Source organism: Dokdonia sp. Hel_I_63, from assembly GCF_007827285.1.
Classification (GTDB): Bacteria; Bacteroidota; Bacteroidia; order Flavobacteriales; family Flavobacteriaceae; genus Dokdonia.
Genome location: NZ_VISD01000001.1, coordinates 1,235,529 through 1,258,127, shown reverse-complemented (window position 1 = coordinate 1,258,127; position 22,599 = coordinate 1,235,529). Strand labels below are relative to the sequence as shown.

The 22,599-nt window shown below is 38.0% G+C and carries 24 protein-coding genes; 18 read left to right on the top strand and 6 right to left on the bottom strand.

Annotated elements, in window-relative coordinates; translation table 11 throughout:
* The 6 genes from JM84_RS05575 (at position 1) to JM84_RS05550 (ending at position 4,581) form a co-directional block, all read left to right on the top strand.
* The gene (locus JM84_RS05575) at positions 1 to 723 is read left to right on the top strand and encodes a hypothetical protein (protein ID WP_144783135.1); all 723 of its coding nucleotides are present in this window, start codon (positions 1 to 3) and stop codon (positions 721 to 723) included.
* A 3-nt stretch (positions 724 to 726) separates the two neighbouring features.
* Positions 727 to 1,380, top strand: coding sequence for a hypothetical protein (locus JM84_RS05570; protein WP_144783133.1), 654 nt, complete (start codon positions 727 to 729; stop codon positions 1,378 to 1,380).
* Between the two features lie 4 nt (positions 1,381 to 1,384).
* Positions 1,385 to 2,533 carry a gliding motility-associated C-terminal domain-containing protein gene (locus tag JM84_RS05565; protein WP_013750036.1) on the top strand — a complete coding sequence of 383 codons (1,149 nt, stop codon included), beginning with the start codon at positions 1,385 to 1,387 and terminating at the stop codon, positions 2,531 to 2,533.
* Between the two features lie 67 nt (positions 2,534 to 2,600).
* Positions 2,601 to 2,882 carry a GNAT family N-acetyltransferase gene (locus JM84_RS05560; protein ID WP_013750037.1) on the top strand — a complete coding sequence of 94 codons (282 nt, stop codon included), beginning with the start codon at positions 2,601 to 2,603 and terminating at the stop codon, positions 2,880 to 2,882.
* Positions 2,882 to 3,847, top strand: a complete 966-nt coding sequence (locus tag JM84_RS05555) for a GNAT family N-acetyltransferase (protein WP_013750038.1) — start codon at positions 2,882 to 2,884, stop codon at positions 3,845 to 3,847. The genes JM84_RS05560 and JM84_RS05555 overlap by 1 nt, the downstream gene beginning before the upstream one ends.
* On the top strand, positions 3,844 to 4,581 hold the full coding sequence (locus JM84_RS05550; RefSeq protein WP_013750039.1) for a M15 family metallopeptidase: 738 nt from the start codon (positions 3,844 to 3,846) through the stop codon (positions 4,579 to 4,581). Before JM84_RS05555 ends, JM84_RS05550 begins: the two co-directional genes overlap by 4 nt.
* Here JM84_RS05550 and JM84_RS05545 read toward each other — a convergent pair.
* The 4 genes from JM84_RS05545 to JM84_RS05530 form a co-directional block, all read right to left on the bottom strand.
* Positions 4,578 to 5,540 (bottom strand): tetratricopeptide repeat protein, encoded by a 963-nt coding sequence (locus JM84_RS05545; protein ID WP_144783131.1) that lies wholly within the window; start codon positions 5,538 to 5,540, stop codon positions 4,578 to 4,580. The genes JM84_RS05550 and JM84_RS05545 overlap by 4 nt on opposite strands.
* Before the next feature lie 46 nt (positions 5,541 to 5,586).
* Positions 5,587 to 6,111 (bottom strand): DUF4136 domain-containing protein, encoded by a 525-nt coding sequence (locus tag JM84_RS05540; RefSeq protein ID WP_144783129.1) that lies wholly within the window; start codon positions 6,109 to 6,111, stop codon positions 5,587 to 5,589.
* Positions 6,112 to 6,175: 64 nt separating this feature from the next.
* Positions 6,176 to 7,174 carry a GTPase ObgE gene (gene obgE / locus JM84_RS05535; protein ID WP_013750042.1) on the bottom strand — a complete coding sequence of 333 codons (999 nt, stop codon included), beginning with the start codon at positions 7,172 to 7,174 and terminating at the stop codon, positions 6,176 to 6,178.
* A 52-nt stretch (positions 7,175 to 7,226) separates the two neighbouring features.
* A complete protein-coding gene (locus JM84_RS05530) occupies positions 7,227 to 8,342 on the bottom strand; it encodes an adenylate kinase (RefSeq protein ID WP_144783127.1) in 1,116 nt (371 codons plus the stop codon).
* Between the two features lie 249 nt (positions 8,343 to 8,591).
* Here JM84_RS05530 and purK point away from each other — a divergent pair, with 249 nt between their 5' ends.
* The 3 genes from purK to JM84_RS05515 all read left to right on the top strand — a co-directional run bounded on the left by purK (position 8,592) and on the right by JM84_RS05515 (position 12,526).
* Entirely contained in the window at positions 8,592 to 9,755 is a 1,164-nt protein-coding gene (gene purK, locus JM84_RS05525) for a 5-(carboxyamino)imidazole ribonucleotide synthase (RefSeq protein ID WP_144783125.1), read from the top strand.
* An 8-nt stretch (positions 9,756 to 9,763) separates the two neighbouring features.
* Entirely contained in the window at positions 9,764 to 10,246 is a 483-nt protein-coding gene (gene purE / locus JM84_RS05520) for a 5-(carboxyamino)imidazole ribonucleotide mutase (protein ID WP_041295602.1), read from the top strand.
* A 252-nt stretch (positions 10,247 to 10,498) separates the two neighbouring features.
* A complete protein-coding gene (locus tag JM84_RS05515; protein ID WP_013750046.1) occupies positions 10,499 to 12,526 on the top strand; it encodes a M3 family metallopeptidase in 2,028 nt (675 codons plus the stop codon).
* Between the two features lie 34 nt (positions 12,527 to 12,560).
* Here JM84_RS05515 and JM84_RS05510 read toward each other — a convergent pair whose 3' ends face one another.
* Entirely contained in the window at positions 12,561 to 13,787 is a 1,227-nt protein-coding gene (locus tag JM84_RS05510; RefSeq protein WP_013750047.1) for a glycosyltransferase, read from the bottom strand.
* Between the two features lie 91 nt (positions 13,788 to 13,878).
* On the opposite strand from JM84_RS05510, the gene JM84_RS05505 reads away from it, so the two are divergent.
* The 7 genes from JM84_RS05505 (at position 13,879) to JM84_RS05475 (ending at position 17,446) form a co-directional block, all read left to right on the top strand.
* Positions 13,879 to 14,382, top strand: coding sequence for a GbsR/MarR family transcriptional regulator (locus JM84_RS05505; protein WP_013750048.1), 504 nt, complete (start codon positions 13,879 to 13,881; stop codon positions 14,380 to 14,382).
* A gap of 87 nt (positions 14,383 to 14,469) precedes the next feature.
* Positions 14,470 to 14,832 (top strand): hypothetical protein, encoded by a 363-nt coding sequence (locus tag JM84_RS05500; RefSeq protein ID WP_013750049.1) that lies wholly within the window; start codon positions 14,470 to 14,472, stop codon positions 14,830 to 14,832.
* On the top strand, positions 14,822 to 15,178 hold the full coding sequence (locus tag JM84_RS05495; RefSeq protein ID WP_144783123.1) for a hypothetical protein: 357 nt from the start codon (positions 14,822 to 14,824) through the stop codon (positions 15,176 to 15,178). The genes JM84_RS05500 and JM84_RS05495 overlap by 11 nt, the downstream gene beginning before the upstream one ends.
* Positions 15,179 to 15,181: 3 nt before the next feature.
* Entirely contained in the window at positions 15,182 to 15,559 is a 378-nt protein-coding gene (locus JM84_RS05490) for a hypothetical protein (protein ID WP_013750051.1), read from the top strand.
* 11 nt (positions 15,560 to 15,570) lie between these two features.
* Positions 15,571 to 16,482: a TIGR01777 family oxidoreductase gene (locus JM84_RS05485; RefSeq protein ID WP_144783121.1), complete on the top strand. Its 912-nt coding sequence runs from the start codon at positions 15,571 to 15,573 to the stop codon at positions 16,480 to 16,482.
* A gap of 133 nt (positions 16,483 to 16,615) precedes the next feature.
* Positions 16,616 to 17,167 (top strand): sigma-70 family RNA polymerase sigma factor, encoded by a 552-nt coding sequence (locus JM84_RS05480; RefSeq protein ID WP_013750053.1) that lies wholly within the window; start codon positions 16,616 to 16,618, stop codon positions 17,165 to 17,167.
* Positions 17,168 to 17,194: 27 nt separating this feature from the next.
* Positions 17,195 to 17,446: a hypothetical protein gene (locus JM84_RS05475; RefSeq protein WP_013750054.1), complete on the top strand. Its 252-nt coding sequence runs from the start codon at positions 17,195 to 17,197 to the stop codon at positions 17,444 to 17,446.
* Here the strand turns inward: JM84_RS05475 and JM84_RS05470 are convergent.
* On the bottom strand, positions 17,427 to 18,281 hold the full coding sequence (locus JM84_RS05470; RefSeq protein WP_144783119.1) for a hypothetical protein: 855 nt from the start codon (positions 18,279 to 18,281) through the stop codon (positions 17,427 to 17,429). The two genes, JM84_RS05475 and JM84_RS05470, sit on opposite strands and share 20 nt — an antisense overlap.
* Positions 18,282 to 18,411: 130 nt before the next feature.
* On the opposite strand from JM84_RS05470, the gene gcvP reads away from it, so the two are divergent.
* Both gcvP and JM84_RS05460 read left to right on the top strand, forming a co-directional pair.
* Positions 18,412 to 21,261: an aminomethyl-transferring glycine dehydrogenase gene (gcvP, locus tag JM84_RS05465; RefSeq protein ID WP_144783117.1), complete on the top strand. Its 2,850-nt coding sequence runs from the start codon at positions 18,412 to 18,414 to the stop codon at positions 21,259 to 21,261.
* Between the two features lie 265 nt (positions 21,262 to 21,526).
* Complete coding sequence (locus tag JM84_RS05460) at positions 21,527 to 22,585, top strand: 3-oxoacyl-ACP synthase III family protein (protein ID WP_144783115.1); 1,059 nt, start codon at positions 21,527 to 21,529, stop codon at positions 22,583 to 22,585.
* Positions 22,586 to 22,599: the final 14 nt, after the last annotated feature.

Sequence of the window (22,599 nt, the reverse complement as noted above, 5' to 3'; positions counted from 1 at the left end):
ATGAAACGTAACACCTTATATATAACTATACTTTTTGTTTACGCTTTCGCGAAAGCGCAAACCACAGACCCTTCATATTTAGTTAATGTACAGAAGGCATCACAGTTAGAAATTGACGCATATGATCCGGCAGATTTAGAGATTGGTATGCTAGTCTATAATACAGATGAAAATAGGATTTTTGAATATACAAATAATGGGTTTTTAGAACTTCTTACAGAGAAGAATATATACACTGGATGGTTTATCATCTCTGGCGAAGGAGTGGTAACAGTAAACGACATTCCATTTACACCATCACAGGTAACCTTCTCGGCAGCAGCAAATGTGGAGAGTCGGGATATTGATTCAGATAATGGCGTAGGTAATAATGACAGAGGTATTGACAATTCATATGGGACAATGAATGGTTTTGCACGCAATATAAATGGCTCTTTAGTACAGCAGGTAATGTATTCAGGGGGACATGGTAACTCAATAAACGATATTTCGCGTTATGCGAGTAGCAGTAATTGCATTGGTGTACGCTATGGAGATCAAAATGGAAGCAGTCTAGGTAAAATAGAAGCAGCATTTGGAGCGTTTACAACTGATGGATTTACTGTAAATGTAAATTATACAGACGGTGTAATTACAGTAAATAGTACTAATGCGCTAGTTGATATTCAACCTGATGATGTTAATAATGAAGCACTTCTAGTGATTTTTACGGCCTATAAATAAAGTATGAAACAAACATCCCTATATATTACCGCTTGTTTTCTTTTAGCTGTCGCTTTCGCGAAAGCGCAAACGTTAAATCCCCAATTGCTATTAAAATTGAATAATGGCACGACAGCAGAAATAAATAATACGACTGGCGCTGAAGCCGGTGTTATGGCCTATGACTATGAACAAAAAGTTGCAAAAATTTATGATGGCACTACATGGCAAGCAATGAGTACACCATCTAGGGGAAGTATTATACTCAATAGGAATGGAGGATCTGGAATACTTACCACTGCTAATAACACTTATTTTGACATGCCTATTAATGCATCTCACATACAAGCAAACGAAGGAGGTTTATTTACTGTAATAGGTACTGGAGAGATTGAAGTTGCTCAAGATGGTCTTTACGCAATATCTGCCTCTTTATCTACGAGTAATATGCCCGCAGGAAACACAAAGTATATTTTGGCAGCAAGACGTAATGGGTCACTTATTGGATATTTATCACGTGGTTCTGTATCATTACCTAACCGAGATTATTGGGGGACTTCTGGAACTCTATCATACACACTTAACGCTGGTGATGTTATCAATTTTCAATATGTGATTAATGCCGGAGGATCAAACCTCAACGCAGTATTTAGCAATGCGTCTATAACAAAATTATAATACCATGAAAAATATATTAATTATTGTCTTGATATGCTGTGGATACGCTTTCGCGAAAGCGCAAGAGACCGCACATAATTTTGGTAATATTCAAATTCATCACAATGGGGCTATAGGCTTTCATGGTGATCTTGTGAATGACGGAGATTTTGATAATAATTTAGGTCTAGCGGGTTTTTACAATCAAGAAGAAGAACTATTTATTATAGGAAACAACAAACCCGTCTTCTTTAATATGGAAGTCGATGTTCCAGAAGACCTAAACTTTGAAGTATCTGTAGGCGTTACTAATTTTTTAGATTTTATAAACGGGAGAATCACAACCCCAAGAGAAGACTTAGGAATTAATCTTGATTTTACTGATGATGCAATTTACTTAGGAGAAAGTGATGATAATCATGTGGACGGTTATGTCACAAATCAAGGAAATCTAGAATTTGACTTCCCTATAGGTGATGATTTTAAAATACGCCAACTTACAGTAGTCCCTCTAGACCCTGCTGGTGATGTGTATCAAGCAGCATATTTTTTTGAAGATCCTAATACTCCAAGTACGCTTTCTGGATCTTTTGATAGAGATTCTTTCCAAAATACATTATCTATTATTGATTCCAATGAATATTGGGATTTAAATGGAACACTACCTGTACAAGCAAGACTCACCTGGGATGAGGACACACAGGTACCGGTACTTGCAGATGGCATAGAGTCTCTGAGAGTTGTGGGTTACTCTGAAGTTCTAAATAGATGGGTAGACTTAGGAAATACACAGATTACAGGAAATGAAATTAATGGACAGATAACGTCTGACATCTTTGAGCCAGATGGTTTTGCTGCGCTTACACTTGGTTCTGTCTTAAGAGGGGGAAGCTCTATAAATGTTTATACCTTCTTCTCCCCAAATGGTGATGGCATTAATGAAACTTTTGTTATTGAAGGATTAGCTACTAGTCCAGACAATGAGCTGTTCATTTTTAACAGATGGGGTGTAGAAGTTTTCTCAATGAAAAACTACGACAACTCTTTTGATGGAACGTCACAAGGGAGGGTGACTGTATCTCAGGACGATAAACTGCCAGTAGGCACTTACTACTATGTGCTCAAACTTAAAGATCAGAAAGATCTAGCAGGAGCATTTTACATAAATCGCTAAATATTTCCCAAAAACGAACTTTGTTAGGCTGCTTTACTCTTTATTCATATTTTTAAATAAAAAAGTGATGACCATACAGCATAAAGAAAGAGATGACCGAGGTGTCTTTTATATAAAAGGTGAAAATGGTATTATATCCGAACTTACCTACTCTAAAGATGATAATTCTGTAATCACAATAGACCACACAGAGACTAAGATCCCACAGGAAGGACAAGGCTATGCTTCAAAGCTTATGGCTCACGCCGTAGAATTTGCAAGAGAACATAATCTTAAGATTAATCCGCTATGTCCTTTTGCAGAGGTTCAATTTGATCGTAATCCAGAATTTAAAGACGTGCTTGCTTAATGACTCCCATTCTGGAAACAGAACGTTTGTATTTAAGAACATTTACTTATGAGGATGCTCTGGATCTTTATGAAATGAATAACAATCCAGATGTTATTAAATACACCGGAGATAGCGCGTTCAAAAATCTAAAAGAAGCTCAGGATTTCATAAGTGAATATATTAGGTTGCGCACTATTAAAACAACCAAAGATTCATCAAAAAAATCTTTGGCGAGATATGCTGTCATTAGAAAAGAAGATAACGCATTTTTAGGATGGTGTGGGCTTAAACTACATAAAGATAAAGGAGCAGTAGATATAGGGTTTCGGTTTTATAAGCAATACTGGAAACAAGGATATGCTACAGAAAGTACCAGAGGTTGTATATCTTACGCTTTTTTTAATCTACAATTACCATTTATAATTGCTCACGCACATATTGATAATCTACAATCTCGCAAGGTTTTAGAGAAGTGTAGTATGAATGAAATAGAAAAGATTAATTACGACAATAATCCTTCAATCTTGTATCGTCTAGATAATGAAGATTACTCACTTCGGGAAATTGACGCTCAAGATACATGGCCAGTAAGACATCCTGTTTTACGAGCTGGAAGACCACTTGAAGATGTATATATGGAGGCAGATGAAAAAACTTCTACCTTTCACCTAGGTATGTATCACCATAACAAAATTGTAGGAGTAGCCAGCTTTATGGAAGATACTCATGAGGAATTTACAGGCATCCAAACACGTTTACGAGGAATGGCTGTATTACCAGAATATCGCAATAAAGGAATAGCGGCACAAATACTTAAAAAAGGTGAAGAAATCTTAAAGGAAAGAGAACGCACTATCTTATGGTTTAATGCTCGCACAGTTGCACTAGACTTTTATAAAAATCTAGGCTATGAAATGATAGGTGAAGAATTTGATATTCCGCAAGTAGGGCCTCATGTTAGAATGAAAAAAGACTTATTATGAACAGACGCACATTTTCAAAATTAACGTTGCTAGGAGCAGTTGCTGCCTCCCTCCCACTTCAAGCAACCACATCATTTTTTCAAGGTATTTCTGAAGATGAATTGCTTGGTAAAGGTGCTCCGCTTCTTACTAAGACCTCAGCATACAGACTTCGACCAGAAGCTGCAGTTGCTTATGAAGAGATGAAAAGTGCAGCATTTAAGGAAGGAATCAAATTCCAAGTAGTATCTAGCTATAGAGACTATAACCACCAAAATAGAATCTGGGAACGCAAATACAAAAGCTTTCGCGAAAGCGGACTCAACCCAACTGCAGCTATTGAAAAAATAATACAATACTCCACCATTCCAGGAACTTCAAGACATCACTGGGGTACAGATATAGATATTGTGGACGCCACTCCAAAAGTTTCAGGAGGGCTTCTCATTCCTTCTAAATTTCATGGAAATGGCCCTTTCTGTAAGTTTAAAGAGTGGATGGATAACAATGCAAATACTTATGGATTTTACTTAGTCTACACCGATAACCAAAATCGTAATGGTTTTAATTACGAGCCGTGGCATTACAGCTTTAAAAGCTTATCACTAGATTACCTCAACAAGTACCAAGAATTGCCTATTAAAAGCAAATTACAATCGGCTAAATTATTAGGAAGCGAGCATTTTACAGAAGCGTTTATAGACCGCTATCTCCAACATAATGTAATGGACATCAATCCAGCCTTACGCTCTTAAAGCAACTGGATTTCCTTGCGTTCTAGCAATGCTTCCTTAAAGTCAGAACGACTGGCTAGAGCTTTACCTATCCATTGCTCTGCCTTACTTTTATCTCCTTTATGCTTATAAATCTGCGCTAGACGCAAGTAAGCCCAGTCTTTTGGCACTCCGTCTTTGGCTGTATAATTATCAATGTATTTATGTAAACAAGATATTCCTTGATCTAGGCCTATTCCGTATTGACCAGCGATTTTCCCAAACTGATAATGCAATCTATTATCTTCTTCATGCTTAGTTTGAGCAGCCTTTACCGTAGCTAGTGCCTCTTCCGGCTTATTGTTTTTTTCGTAATGTTCTTGTAATTTCTGGTAACAAGTTACAGAACCACCTACTTGAACTGCCTTTCTATAATTTACCTCTGCATCATTAGAACGATTATTATATTCTGCAATATATCCATGAGCTAGATACCCATCTACTGGTGATATGCTTGCAAGCTGATCTGCATATTTCATAGCTTTATCTTCACTCCCTCCTATGATACTTGGTAACTGAATATAAAATTCAATGAGTGCCCATCTAGCTTCAATATGTTTTGGGTCAAGTGTTGCCGCAGTTTCAAAAGCCTCCTTGATATCGCCTATCATGGTCGCCGCTCTCAGCTTATTTACTGCTAGCGCTTTCATTCCCATTACGCCACCATATTTATAATGATAGTTTGCATTCTTAGGATACTGCTCAACTAGTTGCTCATAATATGATATGGCATCATTCCAGTTTTCTGCATAGCCTTCTATATCGCCTAGATATTCGATAGTTTTTGCATGAGTAGGATGCGTAGATAAGTATGTTTTAAAAAATGGTTTTGCTTGTTGATACTGTTCTTTCTTAAAAAGAGTTTCCGCTTTCGCGAAAGCGGTATCATTTTGTGCTACCACAAAAACAGGAAAACACAATAAGAGAATCCATTTTATCATTTTCAAATTTTTATCAAATATATACCAATATGATGCCAAAACTGATTTACTTCTGAGGTGGATATTTACTTAAAATCTTTTCGGCCAGCTTCTTAAAATGAGCTTCCTTTTTTTCAAGAGACGCTTTTACCTTTACATCGCTCTCACTCGTCGCCTCCCATAGGGTGGCTTGCGCATTTTGAGCCTCATAAATGGTAAAGACAAGCTGTAAGTGCCTTTCGGCTCCTCCTATAGGAATCCCACCACTTACGCCAACTCCCACATTACCTCCACCTCCACCAAGACCTACGCCTATGGTGTTTCTAGAGTTAGTCTCAAATTCCTCTGCTTTTATTTTGATGAAAATATCATTTTCCTGCGTTTTTACAAAACCTTGAGATTGCAATATACTATCTGTATATTTTAAGAATCTACGCTCGTCAAACTCTGATAAGCCCGATGGCTCAGAGAAGTCGTAATCGTAACTTTTGTAACCAGCAATATCTTTCTTAGTATCGTAATCATAATCTACATACATCGTCCCGCAGCTAGTGAGCATTAATGAGGCGATAAGACATAAAAAAATCCGCATATCCTTTGTTTTGTATAAAGATAACAAAGGATTATGCAGATTGTTGTATTTAAGTAGTTCTTATCTACTCATTCATCATTTTCCACAATGCATCTTTAAGCTCTACAAGACCTTGTTGTGCAATAGAAGAAATAAACAAGTACGGTATTGGAAGTTCTCTATCAAGCTCCTCAGAGACTTCTGCTTTTAGTTCTTCATCGAGCATGTCACTTTTTGTGATAGCGATGAGTCTACTTTTATCAAGTAATTCTGGATTGTATTTTTGAAGCTCGTTAAGTAGTATTTCATACTGCTCTGCAATACTATCTGCATCTGCAGGGATCATAAAAAGTAGTGTAGAGTTGCGTTCTATGTGACGTAAGAAGCGATGTCCTAATCCTCTACCCTCAGCAGCTCCTTCTATAATACCAGGAATATCTGCCATTACAAAAGATCTAAAATCTCTATAAGCAACAATCCCTAAGTTAGGCTTAAGTGTGGTAAATTCATAGTTGGCAATTTTAGGCTTTGCCGCTGTAATTGCCGCAAGCAATGTAGATTTACCTACGTTTGGAAATCCTACAAGACCTACATCTGCCAATACTTTAAGTTCTAAAGTAAGGTGTACTTCATAACCATCTATACCTGGTTGAGAATGCCTAGGAGTTTGGTTTGTACTCGTCTTAAAGTGCCAGTTACCACGACCTCCCATACCACCTCTAGCAGCAATAAACTCTTGACCATCTTCTGTGATTTCAAAAAGCACCTGATCAGTCTCTGTGTCTTTTATAGTAGTCCCTAGTGGCACTTCTATATATTCATCTACACCATCATGACCTGTTGATCTTGATTTTGCACCGTTTCCTCCGTGACCAGCACGCAAGTGTTTTTTAAATTTTAAATGTATAAGGGTCCATAGGTTAGTATTTCCTCTTATAATAATGTGGCCTCCACGACCTCCATCTCCTCCATCTGGACCACCCTTCTCAATAAACTTCTCACGGTGTAAATGCGCAGAACCAGAACCTCCATTTCCAGAGGTGGTGTGAATCTTTACATAGTCTACAAAATTTCCTTCAGTCATCTTTCAGCTAGCCTTTTATTTCTTTAATTGTATATAAGTACACTAGTACTATTTATAAGGTGTCAATCACCTTACTTAATCTGTCTGTAATCTCACTTACAGTACCTACGCCGTCAACACCATGGTACTTATCTTGCTTCTCATAAAATCCTTTTAAGATAGCAGTCTCTGCATAATACACTTTTATGCGGTTACGTATCACAGCCTCATCTGCATCATCTGCACGACCAGAAGTCTTACCACGTTCTAGTAAACGTTGCACAAGTACTTCATCATCTACCTCAAGCGCTACCATACCAGAAACTCCAGTATTCTTACTTGCTAGTAATACTGCTAGCGCTTCTGCCTGAGCTTCTGTACGAGGAAAACCATCAAAAATAAATCCTTTGGCATCAGCATTTTTCTCTACCTCTGCGTTGAGCATTTTAATAGTTACGCTATCTGGGACAAGCTGTCCTTTATCAATATATGACTTTGCTAGAGTTCCAAGCTCTGTAGCATTTTTGATATTATATCTAAAAACATCACCAGTACTTATATGCACTAGGTTATACTTTTCTTTTAAAACTTCGGCTTGTGTTCCTTTACCGGCACCTGGAGGGCCAAATAAAACCAGATTAGTCATCGTAGATTCTTTAAGTTTATAAATGGATGTAAGATTACGTCCTAGACCATTATAGTCTAGACCATATCCTACTACAAAATCATTAGGTACTTCTAGCCCTATATAATCTATTTTATAAGGCTTTTTATAAGCCTCCGGCTTATAAAGTAAGGTCGCTATCGTAAAAGAAGCAACCTCTTCGTCTTTAAGTATTTTTATAATGGTCTCTACAGTATTCCCAGAGTCTACTATATCTTCTACTACAATCACATCGCGTCCTTTAAGTGACGGCTCTGCTCCCATTACGGTATGAATTTCATCACTTTGCTGCGTTCCTTCATAACTCGCTACCTTTATAAAGCTCAATTCACAGTCGTGATCGAACTTTTTAATGAGCTCTGAGCTAAAGAGAAATGCACCGTTAAGTACTGTAAGAAATACAGGACATTTGCCTCTATAATCTTCATTAAGACGCACAGCCACACCGTTTACAGCATGTTGCACATTTGTTTTTGTAATAAATTTCTCAAAAGAGAGGTCGTGTAGTGTGATGGTATTTTTCATAATAACAAAGGGCAAAGATACCAAGAGGAAATGACAATTGCCTTAAACCCAAAACCCAAATCTCAAAAGGACTTTTTTCAATCACTTCTCAAACTCCATCCTAAGGAAATTTGTACTTTTGAAAACAGTAATTAGATGCTATAAAAAATCGAGCTTTGGTGGTTAGTCTGCTGTGTTTGATCAAAGAAATAACTTTTAATTAGATCTCATAGGTCTGCACATAAAACCCCTAAAAAGGGATTTAATATTATGACAAACTACTTCTCTTCACAGTTTAAACTTGGAATTTTAGGCGGTGGCCAGCTCGGTAAGATGATGCTTTACGATACTAGAAAGTATGATATTCAAACATATGTGCTTGACCCTAGTGATGATGCTCCTAGCAAGATTGCTTGTGATTATTTTGAGCAAGGAAGTCTTATGGATTATGATACGGTAGTCGCTTTTGGCAAAAAAGTAGATGTACTTACTTTTGAGATAGAAAGTGTAAATATAGAAGCCCTTGAAGCACTAGAAAAAGAGGGGGTGAAAGTGTTTCCGCAACCATCTGTGTTGCGCAACATACAAGACAAAGGGATACAGAAAGACTTTTATGCACAACACAACATTCCAACAGCGGGATATACAAAGTACGCTTTCGCGAAAGCGGTAAAAGAAAACTTAGGCACAGCATCAAGTGATATCGAGTTTCCATTTATCTGGAAATCATGTACGGGAGGATATGATGGAAAAGGAGTCTCTGTCGTAAGAAACGCCGAAGATTTAGACCACCTACCTCAAGTACCATGCATCGCCGAAAAAATGATCCCGTTTAAAAATGAGCTTGCAGTAATTGTAGCTCGTAGTGTATCTGGCGAAGTAAAGACATACCCTGTAGTGGAAATGGAATTTCATCCAGAAGCAAACCAAGTTGAGTATGTAATATGCCCAGCTCGTATAGATGAGAATGTTGCAAATAAAGCTCGTGCTATAGCAGAGCAGGTTTCAAACGCAATTGGCCACGTAGGTCTGCTTGCTGTCGAGATGTTTCAAACAGAAGATAATGAGATTCTTGTAAATGAAGTTGCTCCTAGACCTCACAATAGCGGTCATTACAGCATAGAGGGAAGTTTTACAAATCAGTTTGAACAACATCTTAGAGCTATTTTAGACCTACCACTAGGTAACACAGATAGCAAAGTAGCATCTGTAATGGTGAACCTAGTAGGTGATGAGGGACATACAGGCGCAGTAAAATATAAGAACATAGAACAAATTATGGCGATGGATGGTGTAACACCACACATTTATGGCAAGAAGGAGACAAGACCTTTCCGCAAGATGGGACACGTTACCATTGTAGATCACAATCTTGCAAAGGCAAGACAAGTAGCTCAAGAGGTTAAAGAAAACATACGTGTAATTGCACAATAAAAATAAAGATTATGAAAGTTGGAATCATAATGGGAAGCACTAGCGACCTACCAGTAATGCAAGAAGCCATAGACTTCTTAAAGGAAATGAATATTGAGACAGAAGTAGATATTGTGAGCGCACACCGCACACCGGAAAAACTTTTTGATTATGGTAAAAATGCCCATACTCGCGGTATTAATGTGATTATAGCTGGAGCTGGAGGTGCTGCACACTTACCTGGAATGGTAGCTTCACTATCACCACTACCAGTAATAGGCGTTCCTGTAAAATCTCGTAACTCTATAGATGGATGGGATTCTGTTCTTTCTATATTACAAATGCCAGGAGGTGTACCAGTTGCAACCGTAGCGCTAGATGGAGCAAAAAATGCAGGTATTCTTGCTGCTCAGATTCTAGGAGCTAGAGATGGTGCAGTACAAGATAAAATTATAGCCTACAAAGAAGGGCTTAAGCAAAAGGTTATAGAAGGTGCAAAAAGCATAAAATAGAAGAGACCACCTAAAAGGTGGTCTCTAACAATGCAGTATACTGGGAAATGATAACGTATTTATTAACCATTCTAAATATTAACCAAACCTTTTCTACACATTGATGGGGGAAATATCGTTTTAAACTAAAGTGAAAGTACTCTAGTTTTTTTCTACGTAAACAAACTTAAAAAATTCATTCTATTTACCGACAACATCACTACTTTTTTCGATAAAGTACATGTTTTCAAAAAATTACAAAATTAAAAGTCCATGTCGCTTACAAACAATCCGCTATTACAAGCTTTTAATGAAGCTCCTTTTTCTACAATTAAAGACGAGCATTTTAAGCCAGCTTTTGAAGAAGCAATACGTTTAAGTCGTAAAGAAATAGACGATATCGCCACCAGCGACGAGCCTGCTACTTTTACAAATACCATCGCAGCCTTAGACTACGCAGGACAGCAACTAGATCGTATTTCGAGCGTCTTTTTTAACTTAAATAGCGCCGAAACTTCAGAAGCTATTCAGAAAATAGCACAAGAAGTTTCTCCACTGCTTACAGCTTTTAGCAATGACATAACTCTTAACGAGCAGTTATTTGCTAGAATTCAAGATATATACGCTCAAAAGGACAGTTTAGACCTTACCGTAGAAGAAAAAACACTTCTCGATAAAAAATACAAGAGTTTCTCTCGCAACGGAGCCAACTTACCAAAGGATAAAAAATCCCGCTTACGCGAAATTGATACTGCGCTAGCACAATTAAAACTGAGTTTTGGCGAAAACATTTTAGCCGAAACAAACAGCTACGAGCTACATATCACCGATGAAAAAGATCTAGCAGGAATACCTGATAGTGCAAAAGAAGCATTTGCCGCCGAAGCAGTCTCTAGAGAAAAAGATGGATGGGTAGTAACACTGGATTACCCTAGCTACATTCCGTTTATGAAGTATGCAGATAATCGTGAGTTACGTAAGGAGCTATCACTTGCATTTGGGAGTAGAGCCTTTAAAAACAACGAGCACGATAATCAAAAGAACACGCTGGAGATTGCAAATCTGCGTTTTGAACGCGCACAGTTACTTGGGTATGCTACACACGCACATTTTGTACTAGAAGAGCGCATGGCAAAAACGCCCGAAAAAGTAATAAGCTTTTTAAACGAATTGGTAGAAAAAGCAAAACCTGCCGCACAGAAAGAATTTGAACAACTAGAGAAATTTGCAAAAGAACTCGACAACATTGATCGCTTAGAAAAGTGGGATGGCTCTTATTATTCTGAGAAGCTTAAGAAAAAACTTTTTAGCCTAGATGACGAGCAACTCAAGCCATATTTCAAGTTAGAAAATGTAATTGACGGAGTTTTTGAAATTGCAACAAGATTGTTTGGACTTCAGTTTGAACAAGTATATGACGTGGACGTTTATCACAAAGAGGTGAAAACCTATCGTGTGACAGATGCAGATGGAAACTACGTATCTCTATTCTATGCAGATTTCCACCCACGTAAAGGAAAGCGTGGTGGAGCATGGATGACTTCTTTTAAAGGTCAGAAAATTGAGAATGGTGTAAATGATCGCCCGCACATATCTAATGTATGTAACTTCACTCCTTCTACACCTAGCAAGCCATCTTTACTCACATTTAACGAAGTGACTACGCTCTTTCACGAGTTTGGACACGGGCTACACGGTATGCTTGCAAATACTACCTACCCTAGCCTCTCAGGCACTTCTGTATACTGGGATTTTGTTGAGTTACCAAGTCAAGTACTAGAGAACTGGTGTTATGAGAAAGAAGCTTTAGAGCTTTTTGCTACGCACTATGAGACCGGTGAAGTAATCCCAATGGATTTAGTTCAAAAAATAAAAGATGCCGCTACCTTCCAAGAAGGAATGGGAACCCTGCGCCAACTAAGCTTTGGCTTACTCGATATGTCATGGCATGGTCAAGATCCGAGTGACATTAAGGATGTAAAAGCGTTTGAAACAAAAGCATTTGGAGATACTTCTTTATATCCTGACACTCCAGATACGTGTATGAGTACTGCATTTGCACACATCTTTCAAGGAGGGTATTCTTCGGGATATTACAGCTACAAATGGGCAGAAGTACTAGATGCAGATGCGTTTGAATACTTTAAAGAGGAAGGTATTTTTAATAAAGAAGTAGCAGCTAAGTTTAAGAATCACGTACTCTCAAAAGGAGGAACAGAGGACCCTATGATATTGTATAAACGTTTCCGTGGACAAGAACCTAAACCAGAAGCATTGTTGCGACGTGCAGGACTTATTTAAGGTCAAACATTAATCAGATTACAAAAGGAGCTCATTATATGGGCTCCTTTTTATTTTTCTCCTCAATCCACTTAGACATAAATTTGGTACTACGCATGGAATGATGCAGCAACATCTGACCTGTAAAATTATTAAGTCGGCTGGTTTCTAGATTCGTCTTAATAGAATTGACTCTCGCTATGAAATCTTCTTCAAAATCTTCTTTTTGAAAATTTTTATTGATGATTTCTTTGCCTTGCTCCTGAGCTTTGCTCCAAACCAACTCATCATTGTATAAGGTAATCGCCTCTCTCGCAAAAGTTACATCATCATCAGTTATCGCACCACTCCAAGGCAAACCTTGCTTCATCCCTTCTGCCCCTATTGTTGTGGTCACAGATGGAGTTCCACACTGCATTGCATCTATGAACTTTCCTTTTAAACCTGCCCCAAAACGCAACGGAGCAAGTAATACTCGTGCATTGGCTATCACTTCATGCGCATCTTCTGCTCTTCCTTTTACAATAAAACCATCCTTCTTGTTATGCAGTTGCATCACTTTTTCTGACGGATAAGCACCATAGATATGCAACTCTGCTGTGGGAATTTCTTTTCTAATAAGCGGCCAGATATTCTTTTTGAGCGCTAGCGTAGCGTCCCAGTTAGGAAGATGTATAAAATTACCTATTGCAATAAAATGTTGTCGCTCATTAAAAGGCTTACAATCGGCTGGCGCTTTGGGCAATAAAAATGGTAGGTAATGTAAGAGTGAGCTAGGCACTTTAAAGAAGTCTTGCAACAAGGCAATCTCTACTCGAGAAATCATTAACGTAAGATCACATCTATATATGGAAGCAATTTCCCTTTTGGCTACATCAGAGATAAGATCATTTTCGTTAAAATCTCTACCCTCTTTTACTGCTTGTTGGCGTGCTTTTCTCAGGCAGTGTAAATCTTCGGTGTCTAGAATTTTTATAGCATCTGGACATTGTTCTGCGATGCGCCATCCAAATTGCTCTTCGGCCATGAATCGGTCAAAAAGGACAATATTGGGTTGGTACGCTTTCGCGAAAGCGTTAAAAAATTCATCATTTACACGTATCTCTTGTGTTGTGATGCCCAGCGTTTCTAGATCAAAAGCATTTTCTGAAACTCCAGCCGTACTAGCATAAGTAATCTTCCAACCCTTTGCTATCATCATATCTAATAGCTGCAACATCCTACTTCCCGCTGCCGAAGAGGTAGGCTCAACCCATACTGTAGAGATCACTAATACATTCATAAAATCAAAAATACAGATAAGAATATTGCTTTGATTAAAAATATTATTTCATTTATTATTGAAACTACAATAACATTCGTATATTTGATTTATGGAATTTAGTCAAGCAAAAAATAAGTTTATACAAACCTGGGGAGCTCTAGGATCTCAATGGGGAATTAATAAAACCATGGCGCAAATTCATGCATTATTAATGGTGTCGCCAGAAGCACTTAGCATGGAAGATATCATGAGTGAGCTTCATATCTCACGTGGTAATGCGAGCATGAATTTACGTTCATTAATAGACTGGGGCATTATTTTTAAAGAATACAAAGCCGGCGAGCGAAGAGAATACTTTGTTGCCGAAGGAAATATAGACGAGCTTGCAAGGAAGATTGCAAAGGAGCGCAGCAAGCGAGAAATCAAACCTACACTACGTGTTTTAGAAGAAGTTACAAACCTAGAAAACACAGACACAAAAGAGGCTGCTCACTTTAAAGCAAAAACAGCAGAGCTTTATGAATTTGTCTCCAGAGCCGACAGCATGCTTGAAAAAATCACAGATTATAAAGAGAACTGGATTACTAAGACGATATTAAAGTTGATGAAGTAATACTTCTCAAACTCAAAATAACTAAGCACTGAAATATGTGCTTTTTATTGAATTAAATGTTTCATTATTTTCTGAAAGTATAATATTATGAGAACTATCTACAAAATCAACAAAGTCACTGTAATCATTAATTTGATTCTATTTATTATACCATATTTTGGATTGATATTTATGATGGCTACAGGCGCTGCTCAGATCATTCTTTATTTAATTCACCTGTGCTATTGGAAAAAGATGCCTACCCTATTTAAAAAACATCTTATTCTTTATGGATTACTAGTTACGACTACATTGTCTTTTCTATACTTTGGTGAAGAGTTTGTTTATGCAAAAGACTTTGTTTTTGTAGTCAGTTTAATTTCAGCTGGACTCCTTGCATTTTACTCTCTTTATATCTCAAGGACACTTAGTCTCAATGATGAATTAAAATCTACTTGTCATGTACTATAACATCATCGAATACAGTATTTATGGTCTTCTAATGAGTACAATTATCATAAGAGTAGGTACAATCTGCTATCGCAATGGCAATGTGTTTGTGGCAAGCTTGATGCCAGACAATCTTGAATTATGTTCCTATATCAATAAGGTATTACTAGTAGGTTATTACCTCGTAAATCTAGGCTACTCGGTGTATATGATTTCTACTTGGACTGCAATCACCACTCTTCATGATATTATATCAAACATTGCTTCTCATGCTGGACAAATAATTATGCTTCTTGCAGCGCTTCATTATATAAACATCGCAGGCGTACAATTTCTTTTTAATAAACAATCACTATCTAAACTTTAAATTATGGAAACTTCTAAAATCATCATCGGCTATTTTATTTACTTACCTGTTATTCTATTGTTGACATTTTTTGTCTCGCGCACGCTTTTTAAGAATGGAAAAACATTTATGCTTGACATTTTTAAAGGGAAAGAAGAGATTGCAAATGCTACAAACAAGCTTTTTGAAGTAGGGTTCTACCTCCTTAATCTTGGGTTTGGACTACTTATCTTAAAGATTAGTGATTATCGCTTTGATGAAACTTACCAGAGTCTCATTGAGATTTTAAGTAGTAAAATAGGTGGTTTCTCAATTTACTTAGGAGCTATGCTGTTCCTTAACTTATTGCTATTTTTCAGAGGTCGTAGAAAATCTAGAGCTATACAACCTCAACAAGTGTAAACTATAACATCATGAAAAAATTAATCATATCAGGTGGGAGCGGCTTTTTAGGGTCGCTCTTAACTGATTATTTCGGAAGTAGCTTTGAAGAGATTGTTTTGCTTTCGCGAAAGCATAAACCACAACACAACAACGTGAGAACGGTTCTTTGGGATGCAAAAACATTCTCTGGCTGGGAGCGAGAATTTGAAGATGCAGATGTAGTTATTAATATGGCTGGACGCTCTGTAGACTGCCGCTATACGGATAAAAATAAAGACCTCATCATGAACTCCCGTATAGACACGACTACGATTATAGGGAAGGCAATTGCACAATGTAAAAATCCTCCTTCCATTTGGCTCAACTCATCTACAGCAACTATATATCGTCACTCGCTAGATAAGGAAATGACCGAACGCACTGGAGAAATAGGCACTGGATTTTCTGTAAGCGTGGCAAAAGCATGGGAAGATGCATTGTTCTCAAGCACGACACCACAAACTCGTAAGATTGCGTTACGCACATCTATTGTGCTGGGCAGAAATGGCGGGGCATTGCAACCCATTAAAAAAATCACCCAACTAGGATTAGGAGGAAAACAAGGTGATGGGAAGCAAAAATTTAGCTGGATTCATGAAGAAGACTTTTTACGTAGTCTTGACTTTCTAATCACTAATTCCCATATAAAAGGACCAATTAATGTAGTGGCACCTAAGCCCTCCACAAATGCTTACCTTATGTCATTGATGCGTGATACTCTTAAAATACCTTTTGGCATCCCTTCTCCTAAACCATTATTGGAAGTTGGTGCCTTTGTAATAAGAACAGAAACCGAATTGTTACTCAAAAGCCGCAACGTAATCCCAGAACAATTACTAAAAGAGGGCTTTACATTTAGGTATGAGCAACTAGATAAGGCATTAAAAGATTTGTTACGTTAAATTACATCACTCTAACCTAAAATTTAATTAGTGCATAACCTATAATAACAGAACAGAAACCCTTGATTGCTCTAAAAATCAATATGCTAATCAGTTTTATGTTATTTTTGAAAAAATATACGACAGATTACTTATGTCCACTAACCAAATAGACCCCACAAAATGGGTAGACCAGTACTCGGACTACCTATTTAATTATACCATCGCCCGCGTGAATGATCGCGACATGGCAAGAGACTTAATTTCTGAGACTTTTCTCGCAGGTCTTAAGTCAATGAAAAACTTTAAAGGAGAAGCTACAGAACGTACGTGGCTCATTTCCATTTTAAAGCGTAAAATCATTGACCACTACCGCAAAACAAACTCTAAGAAAGGAAAGGCAGAAGTTCACATCAATTACAAAGATGATGAGAGTGAAGGCGACTGGCTAGAGGAGCGCGTTGCAGACCCCTTTGACAAAACTGCCGAAGATAGCATAGAAAATGAGGAACTAGGCGAGGCGATTTTTAATTGCTTAAGTAAGTTACCAGAAAAGCAAGCTCGTATTTTTAAGATGAAAACTATAGACGACTTTGATACTGAAGCAATTTGTAATGAATTTGATATTACTCCGTCTAACTTTTGGGTAATTATCCACAGAGCCCGTACAGCCATGGCAAGCTGTATGGAGAAAAATTGGCTATAAGTATCTAGAATAATTAAAAGTAAAAAAATGAAATTAAAAACTGAATGTCAAGAGGCTAACCACATCTGCGACAAGAACCAGTATAACGAGGCTTCATTAATAGATAAAATAAAATTAAGTTTTCACCTTATCTATTGTAGAGCTTGTAGAAAATATTCTTCTCGTAATGGAAAGCTTAGTAAAGCAATAAAAAATCCATCGGTAGAAACAGTTTCTATGTCTGATAAAGAACTCATGAAGCAACGCCTTCAAGAGCAACTTAATCAAGTAAATAATTAAATAACAACGCTAGACTTAACCAAAGTAGCGGGATTCCCTCTATCCAAAAGGATGTAAAATAACTCTTAGCTGAAGTACGCTTTCGCGAAAGCGTGATACAAACTACTACCACTGCTACAATAATTAAGTGTGTAGTTAACATCGGCATAGATAAGTCGTACTTTAAAAAGTCTAGAATTAAAAATAAGAAAAGCCAAATCACACCAATGATTTTGGCTTTTTTTATGCCTACTACTTGAGGAAGCGTACGTAAAGAGGCGAGGTCATAACTCGTATCTCTTATCTCAAATGGAATCATGAGAGCGATTACAAAAAGAAAATGCTGTGTAAATAACACCCACACATCCCAGTGCATGGAGAGGCCATGCTCTAAAACTGGTAATAACACCGTCACTCCTGCCCATACAAGACCTATGATGTAAATTTTTACACCAGAGATGCTCCTCAAATTCCCCTTATTATTATCTGTGCTTGTTGCTGGGAGAAAAAATGGAACTGCATACAGTAGCGTGATTAACCCCAAAATACCACAAGCCACCCACACTTCTAGTGGGAGCCAAAATGCCGTTACAATCATCCCAATTCCGCAAAAAACAGAAAAAACTTGTATTGATTTTAATGATTTTGCTAGGCTTCGATGGTGTAAACCAGCTATTTCAGCATATTTAACAAAATTATAGCCAGTCACTGTGCTAAAAAATAAAAACGCAAGCAACTCGTAATTAACGTTTATGTCTAAAGACAAGCAAGTCACCCACCCTAATGCAACCACGGCTAAGCTCACGTGGATACTACTGTTTATATAAAAGTCAAAAACACGTTTAAACAACTGCATTAGACAAAAATACTACAACTGTTAATAAGGTTGCATTTCCGTTGAAAACATTAGCTCGCTATGAGGCAAATAAGTCGTAAAAATCGATTTCGTTGCCTTATTTTTGTGACACCTAAAAATATTCAATACGATGAATACAGATTCGTTTGCATTACGCCATATAGGCCCGCGTAGAAGTGATCTTCCTGAGATGCTTAAAACCGTAGGCGCTGAAACTATCGAGCAACTCATATTTGAGACTATTCCTGATAACATTAGACTTGAGAACAACCTTACGCTAGACCCTGCGCTAAGCGAGCATGAGTTTGCTGCACATATCACAGCACTGTCTAATAAAAACAAAGTTTTTAGATCTTTTATAGGTCTAGGATACAATCAAGCGATTACACCAGCGGTAATACAGCGTAATATTCTAGAAAACCCGGGATGGTACACGGCTTACACGCCTTACCAAGCAGAGATTGCTCAAGGACGTCTAGAAGCATTGCTTAACTACCAGACCATGATCACAGATCTTACAGGTATGGAGCTTGCAAATGCATCTTTACTTGACGAGTCTACCGCAGCTGCAGAGGCAATGGCATTGCTGTTTTCTGTACGTAGCCGTGATCAGAAAAAGGCAGACGTAAATAAATTCTTTGTATCTGAAGAGATTTTACCTCAAACGCTTTCTTTATTACAAACACGTGCAACCCCAATTGGTGTTGAATTAGTAGTAGGAAATCACGAAGAATTTGATTTTTCTAAAGAGTTCTTTGGAGCCATCTTACAATATCCAGGTGTATCTGGAAAAGTATTTGACTACGCAGATTTTGTAGCAAATGCAAATGCAGCAGATATTAAAGTAGCTGTAGCAGCAGATATATTGAGCCTTGTAAAACTGCGCGCTCCAGGAGAATTTGGAGTAGACGTGGTAGTAGGTACTACGCAACGTTTTGGTATTCCATTAGGATACGGAGGTCCTCACGCAGCATACTTTGCTACTAAGGAAGAATATAAAAGAAGCATCCCAGGACGTATCATTGGAGTAACAAAAGATACTGATGGTAAGCGTGCCCTGCGTATGGCGCTTCAAACGCGTGAGCAACACATCAAACGTGATAAGGCAACTTCAAACATCTGTACTGCTCAGGTATTACTTGCTGTTATGGCGGGAATGTACGGTGTATATCACGGTCCAGAAGGATTAAAAAATATAGCAAATAAGGTTCACAACACTACAGCTACTGTTGCAGATGCACTTGAACAACTAGGATTGTATCAAACAAACGAGAGTTATTTTGATACCATACAAATAAAAGCAGATGCTGCTAAAGTAGCTGCCGTAGCACAAGAAATGGAAATCAACTTCCATTACCCAGATGCAGAGACCGTGGCAATCTCTATACATGAAGCTACCACCTTACAAGATGTAAATGATATCATTTCCGCTTTCGCGAAAGCGTACTCAAAAGAAACTATCGTTGTATCTGAAATTGCCGAAGGAAACGCGATTCCTGCAAGTGTAGCTCGTGAGACTTCATTCTTACAGCTTCCAGTATTTAACACCTATCATTCTGAAACAGAATTGATGCGCTACATCAAAAAACTAGAACGTAAAGATTTATCATTAAATCACTCAATGATATCCCTAGGTTCTTGCACAATGAAGCTTAATGCAGCGTCTGAGATGTTACCACTTTCTGATCCGCAATGGGGGAATATGCACCCATTTGCACCATTAGATCAGGCAGAAGGATACCAGACTATGCTTAAAAAACTTGAAGATCAACTTACGGAGATTACAGGTTTTGCAGGTACATCATTACAACCTAACTCTGGCGCTCAAGGAGAGTATGCCGGACTGATGGTAATACGTGCATACCACGAATCTCGTGGAGACAGCCACAGAAACATCTGCCTTATCCCATCATCTGCACACGGAACCAATCCTGCAAGTGCAGTAATGGCTGGTATGAAAGTAGTAGTTACAAAAGCACTAGAAAACGGAAACATCGATGTAGATGATTTACGTGAAAAAGCAGAGAAGCACAAAGACAACCTTGCGGCACTTATGATCACATACCCATCTACGCATGGAGTATATGAAAGCGCTGTAAAAGAAATCACATCACTCATACATGAGCATGGTGGTCAAGTATATATGGATGGTGCAAACATGAATGCACAAGTTGCCCTTACAAATCCAGGAGCAATTGGCGCAGATGTATGTCACTTAAACCTACACAAAACGTTTGCTATTCCTCACGGAGGAGGTGGCCCAGGAGTAGGACCTATATGTGTTGCAAAGCAACTAGTTCCTTTCTTACCTACTAACCCAGTAATTACTACAGGTGGTGAGCAAGCCATTACTGCAATAAGCGCAGCTCCATGGGGATCTGCACTTGCATGTCTTATATCTTACGGATACATCACTATGCTAGGTGAGCCAGGATTACGTCACTCTACTGAGTATGCTATTCTTAATGCAAACTACATCAAAGAGCGTCTTGACGGCGCTTACCAATGTTTATATGTAGGAGAACGCGGTCGTGCTGCACACGAGATGATTATAGACTGTCGTCCATTTAAAGCTCATGGTATCGAAGTAACAGATATCGCAAAGCGTCTTATGGATTATGGTTTCCACGCTCCTACGGTTTCTTTCCCAGTAGCAGGAACTATGATGATAGAACCTACAGAAAGTGAAAGCAAAGAAGAACTAGATCGTTTTTGTGAAGCAATGCTTTCTATTAGAAAGGAAATTGACACAGCAAGTTCTGATGAGCCTAACCACATTATGAAAAATGCACCGCATACACTAGCTATGGTCACTGCAGATACTTGGGAGTTCTCATACTCTAGAGAGAAAGCCGCTTACCCGCTAAGCTATGTTGCAGAAAATAAATTCTGGCCTACTGTGCGTCGTGTAGATGACGCTTATGGTGATCGTAATTTAATATGTACTTGTGCTCCTATTGAGGAATACATGGAAGCATAAATGCACAATTATTGAAACATCTATTATTTTGATAAAAACATCGTCAAAATTGAGATGATCTCATAAGTAAAGGTCAAAATCTAGCATTTTGACCTTTGCTATTTTATACATACATCAAGATTAATTTAATAACGGTAAAGTTCTCGCTGATAAGTAGCTAAAAAGAGCTAATTATTATGGATTTCACAAAATAAATAGGAACAGTTATGACATCGGGCAATCCCATTCTGTTTCATTAACTTTACTTCCTTACAAAATACCCTATATGGCAATTAAGATAACAGGTTTAGGCAGCTACATTCCAGAAGTCGTAACAAAAAATGACAACTTTCAAAAACATCAATTTTTGAATATGGATGGCTCTGCCATTAAATCTGAAAATGGTATCATCATAGAAAAGTTTAAAGCCATTACTGGTATTTCAGAACGACGCTATGCACCTGCTGGTATGCAATCCTCAGACATGGGGACGCAAGCAGCCCTAAAAGCTATTAAAGACTCAGGAGTAGACCCTGAAACACTAGACTATATTATCTGTGCTCACAATTATGGTGATGTGCAAAAGGGATCAAACTTTAGTGATATTGTACCTAGTCTTGCATCACGTATTAAACACAACTTACGTATACAAAACCCAAAGTGTGTTGCTTACGATATTCTTTTTGGGTGTCCTGGATGGATAGAAGGTGTGATTCAAGCACAAGCCTATATCAAGGCAGGAATGGCCAAGAAATGTCTTGTGATTGGTACTGAGATGCTTTCTCGCGTGGTAGATGATCACGACAGAGACAGTATGATTTACAGTGATGGTGCTGGAGCATCTATCATCGAGCAAGATGATAGTGATACTGGAATATTATCTTTTGAGACAGCTACATTTACTTATGATGAGGCATATTTCCTTTTTAACGGATCTTCTTATAACACCGAAGCAGAACAGCAAACTAAGTACATAAAAATGTATGGTCGCAAGATTTATAACTTTGCGCTTACACAAGTACCTCAAGCCATGAAAACATGCCTTGAAAATAGTGGCTGTACAATTGCTGATGTAAAGAAAATATTTATCCATCAAGCAAACGAGAAGATGGATGAGGCAATTGTAAGTCGTTTTTACAAACTTCACGACTTAGAAATGCCTGAGCATATCATGCCTATGAGCATCAACACACTAGGTAACAGCTCTGTTGCTACGGTTCCTACAGTATTTGACTTAGTACGTCAAGGAGCTCTAGAAAATCACGAAATCAACAAAGGTGATGTCGTTATTTTTGCAAGTGTAGGTGCTGGAATGAACATCAACGCTATGGTATATCGCTATTAATTTAGAGACAAGCA